The 19,182-nt window shown below is 70.0% G+C and carries 20 protein-coding genes and 1 riboswitch; of the genes, 7 read left to right on the plus strand and 13 right to left on the minus strand.

The genetic code is table 11. The features are described 5' to 3' along the window. Positions 1 to 12 precede the first annotated feature (12 nt). The 3 genes from FK530_RS07930 to FK530_RS07940 form a co-directional block, all read right to left on the minus strand. The gene (locus tag FK530_RS07930) at positions 13 to 1,056 is read right to left on the minus strand and encodes an NlpC/P60 family protein (protein WP_146486488.1); all 1,044 of its coding nucleotides are present in this window, start codon (positions 1,054 to 1,056) and stop codon (positions 13 to 15) included. Positions 1,057 to 1,116: 60 nt separating this feature from the next. Then, a complete protein-coding gene (locus FK530_RS07935; protein ID WP_146486489.1) occupies positions 1,117 to 1,782 on the minus strand; it encodes a C40 family peptidase in 666 nt (221 codons plus the stop codon). Positions 1,783 to 1,796: 14 nt separating this feature from the next. Further along, a riboswitch (cyclic di-AMP (ydaO/yuaA leader) is annotated at positions 1,797 to 1,946 on the minus strand. Between the two features lie 121 nt (positions 1,947 to 2,067). Next, complete coding sequence (locus FK530_RS07940) at positions 2,068 to 2,313, minus strand: hypothetical protein (protein ID WP_146486490.1); 246 nt, start codon at positions 2,311 to 2,313, stop codon at positions 2,068 to 2,070. A gap of 120 nt (positions 2,314 to 2,433) precedes the next feature. Between FK530_RS07940 and FK530_RS07945 the strand changes: the two genes are divergently transcribed. Both FK530_RS07945 and FK530_RS07950 read left to right on the plus strand, forming a co-directional pair. After that, positions 2,434 to 4,263: a DEDD exonuclease domain-containing protein gene (locus FK530_RS07945; RefSeq protein ID WP_146486491.1), complete on the plus strand. Its 1,830-nt coding sequence runs from the start codon at positions 2,434 to 2,436 to the stop codon at positions 4,261 to 4,263. Between the two features lie 33 nt (positions 4,264 to 4,296). After that, entirely contained in the window at positions 4,297 to 4,572 is a 276-nt protein-coding gene (locus FK530_RS07950) for an Lrp/AsnC family transcriptional regulator (protein WP_146486492.1), read from the plus strand. Between the two features lie 4 nt (positions 4,573 to 4,576). Here the strand turns inward: FK530_RS07950 and FK530_RS07955 are convergent, their stop codons facing one another. The 5 genes from FK530_RS07955 to FK530_RS07975 all read right to left on the minus strand — a co-directional run bounded on the left by FK530_RS07955 (position 4,577) and on the right by FK530_RS07975 (position 8,447). After that, positions 4,577 to 5,491, minus strand: coding sequence for a hypothetical protein (locus FK530_RS07955; protein WP_146486493.1), 915 nt, complete (start codon positions 5,489 to 5,491; stop codon positions 4,577 to 4,579). A gap of 22 nt (positions 5,492 to 5,513) precedes the next feature. Continuing rightward, the gene (locus FK530_RS07960) at positions 5,514 to 6,365 is read right to left on the minus strand and encodes an HpcH/HpaI aldolase/citrate lyase family protein (RefSeq protein WP_146486494.1); all 852 of its coding nucleotides are present in this window, start codon (positions 6,363 to 6,365) and stop codon (positions 5,514 to 5,516) included. 74 nt (positions 6,366 to 6,439) lie between these two features. Beyond that, positions 6,440 to 6,907 carry an aminoacyl-tRNA deacylase gene (locus FK530_RS07965; protein WP_231706539.1) on the minus strand — a complete coding sequence of 156 codons (468 nt, stop codon included), beginning with the start codon at positions 6,905 to 6,907 and terminating at the stop codon, positions 6,440 to 6,442. Continuing rightward, positions 6,904 to 7,950 carry an anthranilate phosphoribosyltransferase gene (trpD, locus tag FK530_RS07970; RefSeq protein WP_146486496.1) on the minus strand — a complete coding sequence of 349 codons (1,047 nt, stop codon included), beginning with the start codon at positions 7,948 to 7,950 and terminating at the stop codon, positions 6,904 to 6,906. Before trpD ends, FK530_RS07965 begins: the two co-directional genes overlap by 4 nt. Positions 7,951 to 7,973: 23 nt before the next feature. After that, positions 7,974 to 8,447, minus strand: a complete 474-nt coding sequence (locus tag FK530_RS07975; protein ID WP_231706540.1) for a hypothetical protein — start codon at positions 8,445 to 8,447, stop codon at positions 7,974 to 7,976. A 149-nt stretch (positions 8,448 to 8,596) separates the two neighbouring features. On the opposite strand from FK530_RS07975, the gene ctaE reads away from it, so the two are divergent. From ctaE to qcrB, 4 genes are read left to right on the plus strand one after another with little or no spacing between them, the layout of a single operon-like run. Further along, positions 8,597 to 9,211 carry an aa3-type cytochrome oxidase subunit III gene (gene ctaE, locus FK530_RS07980; RefSeq protein WP_146486497.1) on the plus strand — a complete coding sequence of 205 codons (615 nt, stop codon included), beginning with the start codon at positions 8,597 to 8,599 and terminating at the stop codon, positions 9,209 to 9,211. A gap of 38 nt (positions 9,212 to 9,249) precedes the next feature. Beyond that, positions 9,250 to 10,170 carry a cytochrome bc1 complex diheme cytochrome c subunit gene (qcrC, locus tag FK530_RS07985; protein ID WP_146486498.1) on the plus strand — a complete coding sequence of 307 codons (921 nt, stop codon included), beginning with the start codon at positions 9,250 to 9,252 and terminating at the stop codon, positions 10,168 to 10,170. After that, positions 10,167 to 11,348 carry a cytochrome bc1 complex Rieske iron-sulfur subunit gene (qcrA, locus tag FK530_RS07990; protein ID WP_231706541.1) on the plus strand — a complete coding sequence of 394 codons (1,182 nt, stop codon included), beginning with the start codon at positions 10,167 to 10,169 and terminating at the stop codon, positions 11,346 to 11,348. The genes qcrC and qcrA overlap by 4 nt, the downstream gene beginning before the upstream one ends. Next, positions 11,348 to 12,973: a cytochrome bc1 complex cytochrome b subunit gene (gene qcrB / locus FK530_RS07995; protein WP_146486499.1), complete on the plus strand. Its 1,626-nt coding sequence runs from the start codon at positions 11,348 to 11,350 to the stop codon at positions 12,971 to 12,973. Before qcrA ends, qcrB begins: the two co-directional genes overlap by 1 nt. 237 nt (positions 12,974 to 13,210) lie before the next feature. Here the strand turns inward: qcrB and FK530_RS08000 are convergent, their stop codons facing one another. The 3 genes from FK530_RS08000 to ctaC form a co-directional block, all read right to left on the minus strand. After that, positions 13,211 to 13,933, minus strand: a complete 723-nt coding sequence (locus FK530_RS08000) for a hypothetical protein (protein WP_146486500.1) — start codon at positions 13,931 to 13,933, stop codon at positions 13,211 to 13,213. A gap of 116 nt (positions 13,934 to 14,049) precedes the next feature. Then, on the minus strand, positions 14,050 to 14,481 hold the full coding sequence (locus tag FK530_RS08005) for a cytochrome c oxidase subunit 4 (protein ID WP_068521058.1): 432 nt from the start codon (positions 14,479 to 14,481) through the stop codon (positions 14,050 to 14,052). Positions 14,482 to 14,484: 3 nt separating this feature from the next. Further along, on the minus strand, positions 14,485 to 15,591 hold the full coding sequence (gene ctaC / locus FK530_RS08010; RefSeq protein ID WP_231706542.1) for an aa3-type cytochrome oxidase subunit II: 1,107 nt from the start codon (positions 15,589 to 15,591) through the stop codon (positions 14,485 to 14,487). 231 nt (positions 15,592 to 15,822) lie between these two features. Between ctaC and asnB the strand changes: the two genes are divergently transcribed. Further along, positions 15,823 to 17,787 carry an asparagine synthase (glutamine-hydrolyzing) gene (gene asnB, locus FK530_RS08015; RefSeq protein WP_146486501.1) on the plus strand — a complete coding sequence of 655 codons (1,965 nt, stop codon included), beginning with the start codon at positions 15,823 to 15,825 and terminating at the stop codon, positions 17,785 to 17,787. On the opposite strand, the gene FK530_RS08020 is transcribed toward asnB, so the two are convergent. Together FK530_RS08020 and trhA are read right to left on the minus strand one after the other, a co-directional pair. After that, a complete protein-coding gene (locus FK530_RS08020; RefSeq protein WP_146486502.1) occupies positions 17,784 to 18,452 on the minus strand; it encodes an oxygenase MpaB family protein in 669 nt (222 codons plus the stop codon). The genes asnB and FK530_RS08020 overlap by 4 nt on opposite strands. 43 nt (positions 18,453 to 18,495) lie before the next feature. Continuing rightward, the gene (trhA, locus tag FK530_RS08025) at positions 18,496 to 19,152 is read right to left on the minus strand and encodes a PAQR family membrane homeostasis protein TrhA (protein WP_146486503.1); all 657 of its coding nucleotides are present in this window, start codon (positions 19,150 to 19,152) and stop codon (positions 18,496 to 18,498) included. Between the last annotated feature and the right edge of the window lie 30 nt (positions 19,153 to 19,182).

Raw genomic sequence — 19,182 nt, forward strand, 5'->3', positions numbered from 1 at the left:
GCCCAAGCCTAGCTAGTAGCGCACCGCCGAGTTGTACGGGCCCGCCGCGTCGATCGGCACGACCTGCACGGGCACGCCGAAGGTGGAGGCGTGCACGACCTTCCCGTCACCGACGTACATGCCGACGTGCGTGGCGGCCGAGTAGTAGACGATGATGTCGCCCGGCTGCAGCTCGCTGCGGGAGACCTGGCGCCCGCCGTTGAGCTGTGCCTGCGAGGTGCGCGGCAGCGACTTGCCGGACTGCTGGTACGCCCACACCATGAGCCCCGAGCAGTCGAACTGGCCGGGCCCGGTGCCGCCCCACGCGTACGGGCTGCCGACGCGGGTGAGCGCGGCCCGCACCGCGGCGAGCTCGGCGGTGCTCCCCGGCGGCACCTTGCTCGGGTCGAAGGGCGTGGGCGGGCCGATCAGGGTCTGCCGCTGCGCGCCGGTGAGCCGGTCGTAGATCGCCTTGATCCGGGCGATCTCCTGCGCCAGCCGCGACTTCTTCTGCTTGAGATCGGCGGCCTTGCGCTCGGCCTCGGCGCGGGTGTTCTCGGCCGACTTCGAGGCCTCGGCGGCCCGGTTGGCCGCGGACTCGGCGGCGGACTTCGACTTCTTGTAGGCGTCGACGGTGCTGACGACGTCGCGGTTGATGAAGTCGAGCGTCGACATCTGATCGAGCATCTGCTGCGGCGAATCGCTGACGAGCAGCGCATAGGTGCGGTTGGTGCGCGCGCCCTTGTAATTGGCGACGACGACCGCGTCGATCTGCGGCTGCAGTGCCGCCTGTCGGGCTTGCACGGCGGCGACCTCACGCTTCGCGGCCACCAGCGTGGCATCGGCGGCGCGCTTGGCGGCGGTCGCCTTCTCGGCGTCCTCCTGCGCGGCCTTCGCGGCCTCGTTGGTGCCGGAGGCCTGCTCCGACAGAGCCTCGTACTGCTTCAGGGCGGCATCGGCGGTATCGGGATCCGCGGTCGCGCTGCCGACCACGGTCAGCCCGGCCACCAGGGCGAGTGCCGCCGACGCGGCGGAACCGCGCAGCACCAGGGAACGGGAGGGGGAGGTCGATGACACGGCCGAGCAGGTCCTTCCAAGCTGGAGCACGATTGCGAACGCAATCACTGCCAGGTTACGTCAGTAACGACGAGCGGAGTAGACCGACATCTCGTTGAGCGGGCTCACCTTGACCGGCGTGCCGTAGTTCACCGAGTGCACGACCTTGCCGTTGCCGATGTACAGGGCGGCGTGGCTGCCGCCGTTGTAGATCACGATATCGCCGGCCTGCAGGTCGGAGATCGGAACCGACCGGCCACCGCCGAGCTGGCCGTAGCTGTCACGCGGGACGGTGATCCCGGCCTGCTTCATGGACCAGTAGACGAGGCCCGAGCAGTCGAACGAGTTGGGGCCGGCGGAGCCGTACGAGTAGGGCAGACCCGTGCGCGACAGCGCGGCCTGCACGACCTTGGCCTTCGCACCGCCCGGCTGCGCACCGGCGACGGTGGTGACGCCCGGCTTCGGGGCGACGGAGATGCCGCTGACGACGTTGGGGCGGGCGGCGGTGGTGCGCGAGGTGACACCTGCCGCGGGCTTCGCCTGGCCGGCGGCCGGAGCGGGCTGCGCCTTCGGCGCGGGGGCGGGCTTCGCCTTCGGCGCGACGGGCGCCGGCGCGGCGGGGGCGGGCGCTGCGAAAGCGGCCGTGGGGGCCGCGAGCGTACCGATGGTCACGGCGCCCGCTGCAAGGGCACCGCGCGCGACGGTGGCACCCCGGCTGGGCTGCGGCTGAAGTCGGTGTTTCGCCACGAAGCGATTCTCCTAAGTTTCTTCCCGACCGCCGACCGAGTTAGCTGACGGGTTCGGGCGAGGAAGATGCCCTACCCCGGAGGCGTGAGCCTCCGGCGATTCACCCCGGATAACGCGTGTGGGTCCCCGGCGAGGCCTCGCGGCCTCTTAGGCGGTGACCTCGGGAGACGGGGCGGCTTTCGCCCCGGGCACCTCCGCAAGGTCTCAGAAAGATTACGAAACGGAAACGCGCCTGTCTAGCCGGACGCGCCGGGGCGCCACCCCGAGGTTCCCCCGAGACACCCCTTATCCGGCTTGTTTCGCCTGGTCAGGGACAACCCTGAGACGCGGCAACATTCCCTCGTTCGCGAACGCCGCGATCGCGTCACTCAGGCCCGGCTCGACCGTGACCGCAGGGCTTCCGGCGCCGTCCGCGGCGCCCGGCACGGCCGGCGCCGCCACCACGACCGGGCCGAGGAGGAAGCCCACGGAGCAGTCGCCGCAGGCGCGGGGCTTGGCGGGGCAGGTGGAGCAGTCGACGTGCAGTGTCATGGCGTTGTCCCTTCGGGGCCGGGGTCGTGATGTCGGCGACGCTAATCGCGGCCACCGACAACTTTCGAGTGCGCGTTCGGGCGGCGGAAACCTGTCGGTGGGGTGTTCTACGGTCGCCGCATGCAGCTCAGCCTGGACGATTGCGAGACGGGCACCGTCGACCCGCCCCTGAGGGAGGTGACGTTCGTCGTGGTCGACCTGGAGACCACGGGCGGCTCGCCGCGCGGTGGGGACGCGATCACCGAGATCGGTGCGGTCAAGGTGCGCGGCGGCGAGGTCCTGGGCGAGTTCGCCACGCTGGTCGACCCCGGCTGCGGCATCTCCCCGCACATCACCCACCTCACCGGTATCACGACCGCGATGGTCACGGGCGCGCCGCGGATCGAGTCCGTCCTCCCCTCGTTCCTCGAGTTCGCGCACGGCGCCGTCCTGGTGGCGCACAACGCCAGATTCGACCTCGGGTTCCTCAAGGCCGCAGCGGCGGCCACCGGTACGCCGTGGCCGAAGCCGGCGTCGTTGTGCACGGTCCAGCTGGCCCGGCGCGTGCTCACCCGGGACGAGGCGCCGTCGGTCAAGCTCAGCGAGCTCGCCCGACTGTTCCGCACCGAGACCACCCCCAACCACCGCGCTCTCGACGACGCGCGGGCCACCGTCGAGGTGCTGCACGGGCTGATCGGCCGGGTGGGCAACCTCGGCATCGGCACACTCGGCGAGTTGCGCGGCCACCTGCCGTCGGTCACCCCGCAGCAGCGGGCGAAGCGTCACCTCGCGGATCCATTGCCGGATCGCCCCGGCGTCTACCTGTTCCGCGGCCCCGGGAACGAGGTGCTGTACGTCGGCACATCGGGCGACCTGCGCCGGCGCGTGCGCAGCTACTTCACGTCGGGCGAGACGCGGGGCCGGATCAAGGAGATGGTCGCCCTCGCGGAGCGCGTCGACCACGTGGAGTGCGCGCACGCACTCGAGGCCGCCGCGCGGGAGCTGCGCCTCATCGCCGCGCACACTCCCCCGTACAACCGCCGGTCGAAGTACCCCAAGCGCGGCTGGTGGATCTGCCTCACGGCCGAGGCCTTCCCCCGGCTCGCCGTGAAGCGCTCCGCGCCGGCGGGAGCCGCGTGCATCGGGCCGGTGCGCTCGCGGTCCGACGCGGCGGACCTCGCGGAACTGCTCGCCGAGACGTGCGGCCTCCGCACGTGCACCACCCGTCTGCGGGCCGGGGCGCTCCACACGTGCGCTCTGGGGCCCGACGGTGCGCGCCCCCTCGGCGGATGCTGTGCCTCCGTCGCGGAGCCCGAGCCCGCGGCGCTGTACCGGTTACGGGCCGACCGGGCGGCGGCGGCGCTCTCCGGGCGCTCGTCCGAGGTCTTCGCCGCACTGGAGGAGCGCCTGGCGGCGCTCGCCGAGCGGGAGTTCTTCGAGTCGGCGGCCCGGCTGCGCGACCGCGCCGCCCGCCTCGTGGACGCGGTGGCCCGATCGCACGCACTCGTCGCCTTCGCCGACGTGCCGGAGCTGTCCATCGCCCACCCGGACGGCGCGGGCGGGTGGGAGCTGTCGATCGTGCGGCACGGACGGCTCGCAGCGGCCGGCGTCGCGCCGCGGGGCGTGCCGCCGATGCCGGTCTTCGACCGCCTGCGCTCGGCCGCGGAATCCGTCTACGAGGCGGGCGGCGACCCGCTGGCGGCCCCCGACGTCCCCGACACCCTCTTCCCCGCCGACACCCTGCACGGCGCCAGCCCGGAGGAGGCGTCCCTCCTGCGCCGATGGGCACTGCGCCCCGGCACGCGCATCGTGGACGTCCAGGGCGTCTGGGGCGAACCGCTGGCCGGCGCCGGGCGCTGGCTCGAGTGGGCCGGACGCGCCGCAGAGGCGGGTCGCGACGCCCGCTCGGCGGCGGCGCATCCCCGCGGGCCCGCCAGGCAATACAGTGAGGGGGCCACGCACGCCGCGTGAGCGCCAGCGTCAGCTCGACCGGAAGGCCCCGCAGTGATCACCGCGATCGTCCTCATCAATGCCGACGTGCACCGCATCCCCGAGACCGCGCAGGCCGTCGCGAACATCGAAGGCGTGACCGAGGTGTACTCCTGCGCCGGCGATATCGACCTCATCGCGAAGGTGCGCGTCCGCGAGCACGATCAGATCGCCGAAGTGGTGACCGAGAAGATCAACCGCCTCGACGGTGTGGCGAGCACGTCCACTCACATCGCCTTCCGCGAGTACGCCTCGGCGGACATCGACGCCGGCTTCGACATCGGGAACTGATCGCCTACTCGCCGTTGATGATCTCGAGGAGCTCCGGCGGCGGAGTGACGTTCAGTGCGTCGTCGGCGATGCTGCTGATCTGCGCCACCGCGCCGTCGCGCCAGTAGTAGACGTTCGGCGAGACGGGCCCCACCCCGTCGGAGTAGCCGTTGGCGGTGAACACAGGGAGCAGCATGAGGCCTCCCAGTGCGCTCGCAGCGTCCGAGCACGCGGCGAACGCCAGCTGGTTGCGGAAGGGCACGCCGAACAGCACGCCACCGCTGAGGTCGATGCCCGGCACCCAGCGCGGGAGCACGTCGGGCAGGAGCAGCGCACCGCTGGCCGTGTACACGGAATCACTGAGGGCGCACTGGATCCGGTGCCCGTCGTGCTCCACGGTCTCGACGCGGAGCTCGGCGTTGTCGGTGAGTTCGCGGAACAGGTTGCGCCGCGCCCGGTCGTACCAGGGCCCGAGCGGTGCCAGGTCGCGCGCGGAGCCGTCGCCGAGGATGCTCACGCGGTCCGGATGGTCGACGGTGAGCAGCTCCGCCACTCCCGGCTGCCACTCGAGCGCGTAGTCGAAGGTCATCCGTTCGTCCGTAGCCGTGACGTCCCACAGTCGCGCGATGATCCGCTCGCGCATCTCCGCCTCGTCGGGCTCCTCGTCGAACGGGCGGAGCATCGCGGCGAAGTGCTCGCGGACGATCCCGTCCCAGGCCGAAGCCCCGCCGGCACGGGCCTTGCGCATCAGGTTGTCGAGCCCGAACGTCCGGCCGTCCGCCGTCCGCACGTGATCGCCGCGGACCTCCGCCTCGAAGCCGTTCTCCGCCAGCACCGTCCGGGCGAGCGACCGCAACCGGTCCGCGTCGCGGATCGTCAGCAGATCCAGGTACGGATCCCGCTGGTCCTCGACCGACTTCTTCCTGCCGAACCACCCCATGCCTGAAGAGTAGGCGCGAAAGTCAGTAGCCGCTGTGGCTGACCTCCGCGGCCTCGACCTCGATGCCGAAGTCGACGGCCTGCTGCACGATCTTCTGGGCGCGGGCGAGGCGCGGCAGGTCGGAGCCGTCGGTGATCTTGCCGCCCGACTTCTCGAAGGCGTCGATGAAGCCGTGCGCCCACGCGACCTCCGACTCGCTCGGGCTGAGGCCGGCGTTGATGACGCCGGCGTGCTCCGGCGTGAGGCACAACTTGCCGGACATGCCCATCTCCTTCGCCAGGGCGGTGCCGGTGGGCAGGTGCGCGATGTTCAGCGTCGGGCCGTCGATGGGCGCGGGCAGCCGGGCCGCGCGCGACGCGATGACCAGCTGCGATCGCGCGTAGGCCAGGGCGATCGGGTCCTCGCCGACGGCCGTGTCGCGCTTGAAGTCGCCCGTGCCGAAGGCGATCCGGAAGGTCGACGGCGCGGACGCGATCCGCTCGACGTTCTGCATGCCGCGGGCCGTCTCGACGAGCGCGAGGATCCGCGTGCCGTCGGGTAGGCGGTCCGCCGTGTCGTCGAGGTGACTCGATCCCTCGGACTTGGCGAGCATCACGCCCTCGAGCCCGGCGCACTGCTTGAGCGCGGCGCAGTCGGCGCTCCAGTACTCGCTCGCCGCGTCGTTGATGCGCACCCAGGCGCGGTGGCCCGTCGACAGCCATTCGACGGTGTCCGCCCGCGCCTGTTCCTTGTCCTTCGCGGCGACGGCGTCCTCGAGGTCGATGATGACGGCGTCGGCCTCGCTGGCCTGCGCGACGGCGAACGACTCGGGATGGGAGGCCGGGACGAGGAGCCAGGAACGGGCGATCTGGGGGGAGACGATGCGCTTACTCACGCCGCCCAGGTTAGGCGCGTGGAACGTGGGATTCCACGGAATGGAATCTTTTGCGCTTTCTGTTCATTGCGTGCTCAGTCGGAGATGTCGGCGACGGTCGCGCCGTACGCAGCGATGAGCGCATCCGCGTCGACGATCGCGCTGTGCCCGTGCGCGCCCGCGCCGAGCGCCACCGTCGCGCCGGGGATCCGCTCGTCGACGTACACCGGCCACTCCCCCTGCGCCCCGACGGGTGTGATCGTGCCGCGCTCGTATCCCGTGGCCGCGAGCGCCTCGTCGGCGGGCGGCATCGCGAGCCGGTTCACGCCGACGACCGCCCGGAGCTTCGGCCAGGCGATCGACCGGTCGCCGGGGACCAGCGCGAACAGATAGTCGCCCTCGCCCCGTCGCACGACCAGTGACTTCACCAGTTGCGACGGAGGGAGGTCCATCAGCGCGGCGGCCTCCTCGAGGCTCCGCGCCGCCGGGCGCGTCCGGACGGTCACCGTCAGGCCGCGCGCGGCCGCGTCGGCGCGCATCCGCTCGAGCCCCGCATCGCTCACGAGCCCGCGATCTCCTGCGAGAGCGCGATCCATCGATCGAGCAGCGCCGCCGCGGCACCGGAGTCCACGGCCTCGGCGACTCTCGGCAGGTGCGCCGCGAGCGCGTCCTGCACCGACTCCCCCGCGGTCAGGCCCTCGTAGGCGGCGACCGCGCCGGCGGAGTTCAGCAGCACCGCGTCGCGGACCGGGCCGGCCTCGCCGCCGAGGAAGGCGCGGGCGATCGCGGCGTTGACCGTCGCATCGCCGCCCCGCAGGTCCTCGAGCGCGACCCGCGCCAGGCCCAGCTCGCGCGGGTCGACCGACTCGACGCCCACCCCGTCCCCCTGCACCCGCCAGACGGTGGAGGTGGACGTGGTGGTGAGCTCGTCGAGCCCGTCGTCGCCGCGGACGACGATGACGTGGTCGCGGCCGCCGCGATCGGCGAAGGCCTGCGCCACGACGGGCGCGAGGTCGGCGAAAGCGCAACCGATGAGACCGGCGGAGGGCCGGCCCGGGTTGGTGAGTGGTCCCAGCACGTTGAAGACCGTCGGGATGCCGATCTCCTTACGGGTGGCGCCGGCGAAGCGCAGGCCCGAGTGGAAGACGGAGGCGAGGCAGAAGCCGATGCCCAGCTCGGTGGTGGTGCGCGCGACCCCATCGGCGTTCAGGCCGATCGCCACGCCCAGCGCCTCGAGGCAGTCCGCGCCGCCGGACTTCGACGACGCCGCCCGGTTGCCGTGTTTGAGCACGGGGACGCCCGCAGCGGCGACGACGATCGAGCTCATCGTGGAGATGTTCACCGAGTGCGAGCGGTCCCCGCCGGTGCCGACGATGTCGACCGCCCGTGCATCGAAGGGCACGCGGGTGGTCAGCGAGAGCATCACGTCGGCCAGGGCGCGCACCTCGACCGGCGAGGGGCCCTTCATCTTCATGGCCACGCCGAACGCCGAGATCTGCGACGGGGTCGCCGCGTCACCCATGATCTCGGACATCGCCCACCGCGCCTGCTCCGCGCTGAGGTCGCGCTGGGAGGTGAGCTCGGTGAGTACCGTCGGCCAATCCATGGCCCACAGCGTAATGGGGCGGCTCAAGCGGGTATTTGGAGCACCTGCCACAGGACGGCGCGACCACCGTGCCGCGCGGTCACGCCCGCCATCCGCGAGCGCTCCTGCGAGACGTGCAGCGCGTCCACCTTCTGCACCCGCGCCACCGCGACGGTCTCCAGTCCGGCGGGGTCCGTCGGTGCCGGCGCGCCGCCCGCTCCGGCACCGTCGGCCTCCACCCGCTCGTACCGGTCCTGCGCGACGAGGCGCAGCACCTCGTCGACCTCAGCGGGAGGGATCTCGAGCACGTGTCGCAGCACGCTCTGGGCCTCGGGATCGAAGCCCACGGCGGCGTCGAGGACGGACGAGGAGGCGGCCGCGTCGTCGCCCGACGCGGCGACGGGAACCAAACCCGGGTGCCCGGGCGTTAACTCTTCGACGGTGCGCGTGGAGAGGTGGCTCAGCAACCGGCCCAGACGGGTCCGCTGCTCGGGTCTGCCGTTGAGGTCGTAGGGCAAGGTATGCCTTATCTGCCGATGCCGATCGTGCCGTTGACGTGGTGGTTCGAGTGTACGAGCGGAGGGCGCCGAGCCTGTCCGCGACATTCGACGCGCCCAATCTGCGACCCGGGTAGGCATTCGATACTACGACCGGTCATACTTGCGAGGTGACTAGCGCCGCACCGACCTCAGCTACAGCCATCACCCAGCGCGTGCACTCACTCAACCGGCCCAACATGGTCAGCGTCGGGACCATCGTCTGGCTGTCGAGCGAGCTCATGTTCTTCGCCGGGCTCTTCGCCATGTACTTCGTGGCGCGAGCCGGTGCTGGGGAGAACGGATGGCCCCCCGCCGACACGAACATCAGCCTGGCCGCGGCACTGCCGCCGACCATTGTGCTGATCGCCTCGTCGGTCACCTGCCAGCTGGGCGTCTTCGCCGCGGAGAAGGGCGATGTCTTCAAGTTCCGCATCTGGTACTTCATCTCGCTGCTGATGGGTGCCGCGTTCATCGCGGGCCAGCTCCACGAGTACAAGACCCTGATCGGCGAGGGCCTCACGCTCAGCTCCTCGGTCTACGGCTCCGTGTTCTACATGGCCACGGGCTTCCACGGCCTGCACGTGATGGGCGGCCTCGTGGCCTTCATCTTCATCCTGGCCCGCAGCCGCGCCTCGAAGTTCACGCCCGCCCAGGCGACCTCGGCGATCGTCGTCAGCTACTACTGGCACTTCGTCGACGTGGTGTGGATCGGCCTCTTCGCCGTCATTTACATCATTCGCTAAAGACGTTTATCTCAGTCGCCATCACAGAGGGATAGCAGATGAGTTCAGCCAACTTTGAGCCCGCCGGCGAGGGAGGCGAGCCCGACGGTGCCGGGCGCGCGTCCATCGCCTCGGCACAGAAGGCCCGGAAGCAGCGCAAGCTCCGCCGCAAGCTCGCGAGCGCGACGCTGCTGGTCGGTGGCCTGCTCGCCGCGGGCGGTGTCGCCACGATCGCCAGCCCCACCCCGCAGGTCGCCATCGCGGACGACTTCGACGCCGCTCAGGTCCAGACCGGCAAGCGCCTGTACGAGACCTCGTGCATCAGCTGCCACGGTGCCAGCCTCGAGGGTGTGAAGGACCGCGGTCCGAGCCTGGTCGGCGTCGGCGATGCGGCCGTGTACTTCCAGGTGCACTCGGGCCGCATGCCCGCGACGGTCAACTCCGCGCAGATCGTGCGCAAGCCCGCGAAGTTCGACGCCAAGCAGATCGACGCCATGGGTGCGTACATCCAGTCGATCGGCGGCGGACCGTCGATCGTGTGGGAGTACAACGCCGACGGCTCGATCAAGCGCGACGAGAACGGCAACCGCGTCATCGCGCAGGAGTCGCTGCGCGGCAAGAACCTGGGCGCCGGCGCCGAGCTCTTCCGCCTCAACTGCGCGTCGTGCCACAACTTCACCGGCCGGGGCGGCGCCCTGTCCGGCGGTAAGTTCGCGCCGCCGCTGGATCCCGCCAACGAGCAGGAGATCTATGCCGCGATGCTGACCGGACCGCAGAACATGCCCAAGTTCTCGGACCGTGCACTGTCGCCCGAAGAGAAGAAGAACATCATCGGCTTCATCAAGAACGTCGGCGAGACACAGTCCCCCGGTGGTAGCGGCATCGGCGGCTTCGGCCCCGCATCCGAGGGCATGGTGATGTGGTTCACCGGGATGATCGCCGTCGTCGGCGCCGCGATGTGGGTTGGGAGTAGGAATTGAGCGCCAAGCCGTTGAACAACGTCCCGTCGGACGACGAGTTGGACAACCTCTCGCAGGAGGAGTTGGTCAAGCTCGGTACCAACCTCGACGGAGTCGAAATCGTCTACCGCGAGCCGCGGTGGCCCGTCGAGGGGACGCGCGCTGAGAAGCGCGCCGAGCGCACCGTCGCGATGTGGTTCGTCCTCGCCGGTATTTTCGGCGCCGCGCTGCTCGGTGTCTTCCTGTTCTGGCCGTGGAAGTACCAGGGCATCGACGACGACCACTACTGGTGGTACACGCTCTACACCCCGATGCTCGGCATCACCTTCGGTCTCTCGCTGCTCTCCGTCTTCGCGGGCGTCGTGCAGTACACGAAGAAGTTCATCCCCGAGGAGATCTCGGTCCAGCAGCGCCACGACCAGGGCGGCTCGTCCAAGCTGGACAAGATGACCACTGCGGCGCAGTTCAAGGACGCGCTGGAGTCGTCGACCCTCCCCCGCCGCAAGATGATCCTGGCCTCGGCCGGGTTCGGCGTGGGCGTGCTCGGCCTGGGTGCCGCAGCGGGCTTCCTCGGCGGCTTCATCAAGAACCCGTGGGCCAAGCGCGAGGCCTCGCCGCTCTGGCACACCGGCTGGTCGCCGTACTGGAACTCGCTGGAGAACGACTTCTCGAGCGACCTCAACCACGAGCCGGTCTTCCTGCGCAGCGACGTGGGCGACCCCTACAAGGTCAAGCTCGTGCGCGCCGAGGATCTCGACGCCGGCGGCATGATGACCGTCTTCCCGTGGCGCCTCTCGGATGGCTTCGGCGAGACCGAGGAATCGCGGCTCAAGCTCCTCCACGGTCTCAAGGGCATCCGCAACCCCGTCATGCTGATCCGCCTCCGTCCCGAGGACTCCGTCCGCGCCATCAAGCGGAAGGGCCAGGAGAGCTTCAACTACGGCGACTACTGGGCCTACACCAAGGTCTGCAGCCACTTCGGCTGCCCCACGTCGCTGTACGAGCAGCAGACCAACCGCATCCTCTGCCCCTGCCACCAGTCGCAGTTCAACGCGCTCGAGTACGGCAAGCCGGTCTTCGGTCCCGCCGCCCGCGCGCTCGCGCAGCTGCCGCTGTCGGTCAACGAGCAGGGCTACATGGTCGCCAACGGCGACTTCATCGAACAGGTCGGACCGGCCTTCTGGGAGGCGACGCACTGATGACGACACTCGGAGAGCGCGTCGGACAGCAGGCCAACGAGGTGGATTCGCGCTATCACCTCGCGGGCGGTATCCGTCGCCAGATCAACAAGGTCTTCCCCACGCACTGGTCGTTCATGCTGGGTGAGGTCGCGCTGTACAGCTTCGTGATCCTGCTGCTGTCGGGCGTGTACCTCACGCTGTTCTTCGACCCGTCGCTGGCGGAGGTCCACTACGAGGGCGCGTACGAGCCGCTGCACGGCGTCGCGATGTCGCGCGCCTACGCCACGACGCTGGACATCTCGTTCGAGGTGCGCGGCGGCCTGTTCGTCCGTCAGATCCACCACTGGGCCGCGCTGATGTTCGCCGCGTCGATCATCATCCACATGGCCCGGATCTTCTTCACCGGCGCGTTCCGGCGCCCGCGTGAGGCCAACTGGGTCATCGGCTGCGCACTGCTCCTGCTCGCGATGTTCGAGGGCTTCTTCGGCTACTCGATCCCCGACGACCTGCTCTCGGGCACCGGCGTCCGCGCGGCCATGTCCGGCATCGTCGTCGGCCTGCCGGTGATCGGCACGTGGATGCACTGGCTCATCTTCGGTGGCGACTTCCCGGGCACCCTGCTGATCCCCCGGCTCTACGTGGCCCACATCCTGCTGTTCCCGGGCATCATCCTGGCGCTCATCGCGGGCCACCTGGCGCTCGTCTGGTACCAGAAGCACACGCAGTTCCCCGGTCCCGGCCGCACCGAGGACAACGTGGTGGGTGTCCGCATCCTCCCCGTCTTCGCGGTCAAGGCGGGCTCGTACTTCGCGGCCACCTTCGGCATCACTGCCCTGATGGCCGGCATCTTCACGATCAACCCGGTGTGGAACATCGGCCCGTACGATCCGGCGAAGGTCTCGGCGGGCTCGCAGCCCGACATCTACATGATGTGGACGGACGGCCTGGCCCGTCTGTGGCCCGCGTGGGAGCTCTACTTCTGGGGCCACACGGTTCCGGGCGCGGCATTCGTCGCGATGATCGTGGGCCTCATCATCACCTTGATGATCGCCTACCCCTGGATCGAGAAGAAGCTCACCGGTGACGATGCGCACCACAACCTGCTGCAGCGTCCCCGCGACGTGCCGGTGCGCACCGCGATCGGCGCCATGGCGCTCACGTTCTACATCCTGCTGACGCTGGCGTGCGTGAACGACATCATCGCGCTGAAGTTCCACATCTCGCTCAACGCGACCACGTGGATCTTCCGCATCGGCCTGATCGTCCTGCCCCCGACCGCCTACTGGCTGGCCTACCGGTTCTGCATCGGCCTGCAGCGCGCTGACCGCGCGGTGCTGGAGCACGGCATCGAGACCGGCGTCATCGTCCGTCGCCCGAACGGTGAGTTCATCGAGCTCCACCAGCCGCTCGGCCCGGTCGACGACCATGGTCACGCCGTTCCGCTCGAGTACGAGGGTGCGCCGGTCCCGACCAAGGCGAACCAGCTGGGTGCGGCCGGCCAGCCCGGAACGGGCTCGTTCCTGCGGGCCGACTCGCCCGAGGAGCAGCGCGACAACGCCGCTCGCGATCACGCCAACGAGATGAAGGCGCTCGAGGCCCTCAAGAAGGTTCAGGACAACGGCGGCAAGATCGACGTCGACTAGAACCTGACGAAGCCACTGCGGCCCCTCCCCCACCCCGGGGAGGGGCCGCAGTCGTCTGCGCGGGGCTACGGTCCGCCGACGGCGCGTGGGCGGGTGCGCTGATTCCTGCGCACACCCGCCTGCCGAACGGGCGGATGCGCGGCGGCTTCGAGCGCACGCGGCACGTGTGCGGGAACGGAGTCAGGATGACGGGCACCCGCCGAGCCGACACCGGCACCCGCGGGCGCAGCGGGCGACTCAGGCCAGGCGCAGGCGCAACAGGTAGCTGTTCTGGCCCACGGGCGCTCCGGGCTCGCCGAGGCAGACCTCGTGCCAGGCACCGTCGACCGCGGTCAGTCCGCGCTCGCGCAGCTGCACGGCGAAGGCCTTCGCGGTCGGCGTGAGCGCGGCGGACCACCGCCCGTCGACGCGCGTCTGCAGGTACGACGATGCCGGCAGGTCCAGGCAGCGCACACGGGCGAGGCTCACGCCCTTGCTGACCTCCAGCTGTTCGAGCACGTCGCCCACCTCCGCCTCGTCGATCCAGGTGGGGCGGCGCAGCAGCAGGGTCCAGCGGGCGGCGGCGGTGTCCTGCGGTGCCACGTCGCCGCGGAGACGCTCGAGCGGGGGCATCCGGAAGTCGCTGCGAGCCGCGTCGTCGGCGCCAGCGATGCCGCGGCGGTACAGGGCCTTGTTGCGCACCTTGACGCCGTAGGCGGCCGCGTAGAGGGCCTCCGCAGCCGCGCGGAAATCGTCGGAGGTGCGGGGGCTGCCGACGGTGTCGACGGCCAGATAGGCGCGCTCAGGGACGTCGACGATCCCCAGGTGTCCGACGGTGCCGTACTCACCGCCGCCGTAACCCTCCGGCTCGGCCTCGGCGAAGTCGAACTTGACCTTCGGCGGGGCGACGGTCCCTCCCCTGCCGCGCACCTCGTCGGCGGTGAGTTTGCGTACGGACAGCCCGGCTCTGGCCTGCGTCATGGGTGCATGCAACCAGGCCGAGACGACCCGCAGGAGACGCCGCGGTGAACACCGACGAACGAGCGACGCCCGCCCCGGTGAACTGAGCCGGGGCGGGCGTCGTCGACAGAACGGTACTAGTGCTTCTCGGGTCCCTTGTGGTACTCGAAGACCAGACCCCACGCGGCGCCCACGACGAGCAGGCCACCGAAGAACCACAGCCAGTAGAGCTGCAGCGCGACGGAGATGCCGACGACGGCGACCGAGGCCGAGAGCAGGATGGGCCACCACGAGTGCGGGCTGAAGAAGCCCAGCTCGCCGGCACCGTCGGACACCTCGGCGTCCTCGTAGTCCTCGGGGCGGGTGTCGACGCGGTTGGACACGAACCGGAAGTACGTGCCGATGATCAGCGTCAGTCCGCCGGTGAGGAACATCCCGGTCACACCGACCCACTCCACGGCGCCGTAGCCGTAGCCCGGGCCCCAGATCGCGGTCGCAACGGTGTACAGGATGCCCGCGAGGAAGAAGAACGCGGTGAGGAACTCGAAGAGTTTCGCTTCGACCTTCATGGGTCAGTTCGCTCCTTCTGCGCTGACGGGCGCGGTGCTGTTGCCCGACGGGGTGCGGCCGGTGCGGCGGGTGTCGAACGGGAAGGTGCTCGTGGACACGCCCACCTCACCGATCGACTCCAGCGCGGCGGCGTTGTCCTTGCCGCCCTGGCGCGCCTCGATGTACTTCTTGAAGTTCTCCGGCGTCACCGCGCGGATCTCGAAGTTCATCATGGAGTGGTAGTCGCCGCACATCTCGGCGCAGCGGCCCACGAAGGCGCCGGGCCGGTCGATGCTGGACACCTGGAACTTGTTCTGCGTGTGGTTCTGCACCGGGTTCGGCATCACGTCGCGCTTGAACGCGAACTGCGGGACGTAGAACGAGTGCACGACGTCGGCGGAGGCCAGGTCGAACTGGATGCGCGTGTCGGTCGGCAGCACCAGGACGGGGATCTCGGCGGACGAGCCCTGCACCTCGACGGTGCTGAACTTCAGGTAGTCGCGGATCTCCTGGAAGCGGCCGTGGTTCGGACCGCGCTCGGGCTGCGCCTCGACGTGCCCGTGCTCCTTCATCTTCGCAGCCTCTTCGTTGAGCTTCGCGATGTCGGGCTGCTTGCCGTACGGGTTCTCCCGCTCGAGCTTGATCTTGTTGCCGTCGACGGTGACCTCGCGGTACGCGAAGCGCCAGTTCCACTGGAAGGCGGTCACGTCGACCGTCACGCCCGGGTTGTCCTCGATCTTCTCGACCTTGGTCTGGACGACCACGGTGAAGTAGAAGAGCACGGCGATGATGAGGAACGGGATCGCGGTGTAGAGCAGCTCCAGCGGAACGTTGTACGCGGTCTGCCGGGGGAAATCGGGCGAGTCCGCCTTGCGCCGGTGGAACGTGATGGTCCAGAACGTGAGGGCCCAGACGAGCACACCCATGATGAGGGCGGCAACGACGGACCAGCTCCACAGCTCAGTCATGTCACGGGCCTCGGGGGTCACACCCTCGGGCCAACCGAAACGCATCACCTCGTCGGCCGAGCAGCCCGCCAGAGCGAACATGCCAGCGACGAGCCCGGCGGCCAGAACCAGGCGCTTACGCCAGGACGCGGCCCCACCGTGGGCGTTACTTCCGGGTGCCAATGTCGCGCCTTCCTGCTGAAACACGGTCAGTGCTACGGGGCCCGATCCGGACCGTCTCCCAGTCCGGGAACTCACGGCCGGGGCTGCACGTTCCCCTTGTACTACGCAGCGTAGACCAACGGGACGGGGTACACGTTGCGGGGTCGGCAAATGGCGCGTCGTTTCGCGTGCCCGGCGCACGGGCCTGCACCGTTCCGGCGGAAGAGGCCCGTTCCGGCATACTGGTCAACCGTGTGTGGCCTCCTGGGATTCCTGTCCGCCGATCAGCGCGCGGGCGACGTCGTCGACGCGGTGACCGCCGCCGGCCGGTGCATGCGGCACCGTGGTCCGGACGAGTTCGGCGGTTCGTGGCACGACGACGACCTGGCGCTCAGCTTCAACCGGCTCGCCTTCATCGACATCGAGCACGCGCACCAGCCGCTGCGCTGGGGCCCGCCGGACAACCCGGACCGGTACGCGCTGACCTTCAACGGCGAGATCTACAACTACCTCGAACTGCGGCAGCGACTGGCCGACGAGTTCGGCGCCGAGTTCCGCACCGAGGGCGACGGCGAGCCGATCGTCGCCGGCTTCCACTACTGGGGCATCGACGGGGTGCTCGCCGAGCTGCGGGGCATGTTCGCCTTCGCGCTCTGGGACACCGAGAAGCGGGAGCTGACGCTCGCCCGCGACCAGTTCGGCATCAAGCCGCTCTACGTGGCGACCGGGTCGAAGGGCACCGTCTTCTCCAGCGAGAAGAAGTCCGTGCTCGCCCTGGCCGACGAGGCCGGGCTGGAGCCGGGGCTCGACGCGCGCGCCGTGCAGCACTACACGGTCCTGCAGTACGTGCCCGAGCCCGAATCCCTGCACCGGGGCATCCGCCGCCTGGAGTCGGGCTGCTACGCGACCCTCTCCCCCGGCGGCGAGGTCGTCGGGAAGCGCTACTTCGAGCCGCGCTTCCCCGTGAAGCCCGTCACCGGCGGGCTCGAGTCCGCCGAGGCGAAGGCCGTCTACCGCGATATCGCCGATGCGCTGCGCGACTCGGTGAAGATGCACATGCGCGCCGACGTCACCGTCGGCTCCTTCCTCTCCGGCGGCATCGACTCGACGGCCGTCGCCGCCCTGGCCATCCAGCACAACCCCGACCTCATCACCATCACGACGGGTTTCCAGCGCGAGGGCTACAGCGAGGTCGACGTGGCCGCGGAGTCCGCCGAGGCGATCGGCGCGCGGCACGTGGTGAAGACCGTCTCGCCCGAGGAGTTCCGCGACGCGATCCCCGCCATCGTCTGGTACCTCGACGACCCGGTGGCCGATCCGTCGCTCGTCCCCCTCTACTACCTCGCGCGCGAGGCCCGCAAGCACGTCAAGGTCGTGCTGTCGGGCGAGGGCGCCGACGAACTCTTCGGCGGCTACACCATCTACAAGGAGCCGCTCTCGCTCGCGCCCTTCGACAAGCTGCCCGCCTGGGCACGTCGTACCGCGGGGCGGATCGGCGACAGGATGCCCGAGGGCCGGCGCGGCAAGTCGCTGCTCCAGCGCGGCTCACTGCCGCTCGAGGAGCGGTACTACGGCAACGCGCGCTCGTTCAACGACGCCCAGCTCGACTACGTGCTCCGCGATTTCCGCCCGGAGTGGACGCACACCGACGTGACCGCGCCGATCTATGCGAAGACCCGCGGCTGGGGCCCCGTCGAGCGGATGCAGCACCTGGACCAGTTCACGTGGCTCCGCGGCGACATCCTGGTCAAGGCCGACAAGATGACCATGGCCAACTCGCTCGAGCTGCGCGTGCCGTTCCTGGACAAGGAGGTCTTCCGCGTCGCCGAGACCCTGCCCGCCGATCTGAAGCTGGCCGGCGGCACGTCGAAGTACGCACTGCGCCGCGCGCTGGAGGAGATCATCCCGCCGCACGTGCTGCACCGGAAGAAGCTGGGCTTCCCCGTGCCGCTGCGGCACTGGCTGGCCGGCCCGGAGCTCTACGACTGGGCGCGCGCCGTCATCGAGGAGTCGCAGACCGACGAGTGGATCGACCGTCGCGCGGTGCTCGCGATGCTCGACGAGCACAAGGCGAAGGCCCCCGAGGGCTGGCCGGGCGGCACCGATCATTCCCGACGGATCTGGACCGTCCTGGTGTTCATGGTGTGGCACGGCATCTTCGTCGAGGACCGCATCCATCCCGCCATCGAGGAGCCCGTCTACCCGGTGCGTCTCTAGGACCGCGCGCGCTGCGCCGCGGCGAAGGCGTCGAAGGCGAGCCGGTCGACGGTGCTCATCCGCACGTCGAGGAGTTCCCCTGCTCGTTCGTGCTGGATGCCGCGGGCGGCGAAGCCCGGGATGGTGCCGAATGCCCATCGCGGCGGGGACAGCGCGGCACGACCGAGCTCCGCGCCCTCGGGCGTGAGGCGCAGGCCCGCGCACGCGTCGGCGAAGTACTCGGTGAAGTCTCGCCACGTCGCGGGCACGGGACGGGTCGAGATGCCGTACACGCGATACCAGTCGCAGCACTCCGCGTAGAGCTGCTCCTGCTCATCAGCGGTGAGCGGGCCGGCGTAGGTCTCGATGCCCGCGACGAGCGCGTCCACGTAGGTGGCGTGCTGGAAGTGGAACAGCTCGGGATCCAGGGCGTGGTACCGCTCCCCCGCCGCATCGACGCCCTTCACGTGCTCGTGCGCGTACCGGATGATCCACTCGGACTTCTCGACCCGGTACGCCATCCGGACGAGCGGCCGCACGGACCGTTGCTTATGGGCCCACAGGCTCGACGCGACGTGATCCGTGAATGCGGCGGCGATCGCCGGGTGCAACACCTGGAGCGCGACGGCGCGCGGCAGCGCGAGCCGGAACCGGCGACTGTCGAGGTGCCGCAGCAGGATGCTCATCGTCGCACCATGTTAACGAATATTCTCGGCCGCGAGGGATGTGTCAGCGCAGCAGGATGATCCACATGGCGGCGTAGTGGCACAGGGCGGCGATCACGGTGGCCGCGTGGAAGAACTCGTGGTGACCGAAGACGCCCGGCCACGGGTCGGGCCAGCGGGCGGCGTAGAGCACGGCGCCCCCGCTGTAGAGCACGCCGCCGATCACGAGGAGGATCGCCGCGGCCCAGCCTGCGCCGCGCACCAGGTCCCCCGCGACGGCGACGACGACCCAGCCGAGCGCGATGTAGAGCGGTACGCCCACCCAGCGCGGGGCGTGCGGCCACAGCAGCTTCAGCGCGACGCCCGCGAGGGCCCCGACCCACACCACGGTCAGGACCCATCGCGCGACCGACGGGGGCAGCGCAAGCACGGCGATCGGCGTGTAGCTACCGGCGATGAAGACGAAGATCATGCAGTGATCGGCGCGCTTCATCCAGATCCGCTGCGCGTCGGTCCACTTCCCGCGGTGATACGCGGCGCTCACGCCGAAGACTCCGAACACCGTGATCGCGTACACGAGCAGCGCGAGCCCGGCGGCCGCGGAGTGACGGAACCCCGCTACGACCAGCGGAATCCCCACGAGCGCGGCACCGAGCGCGCCGAACTGGTGGATCACTCCCCGCAGCCGCGGCTTCAGTTCGGGGACTCCGGCGATCGTCACGCAACCTACGATACCGTAGGTTACTCGCCG

The organism is Tsukamurella conjunctivitidis (assembly GCF_007858475.1).
GTDB classification, from domain to species: domain Bacteria; phylum Actinomycetota; class Actinomycetes; order Mycobacteriales; family Mycobacteriaceae; genus Tsukamurella; species Tsukamurella conjunctivitidis.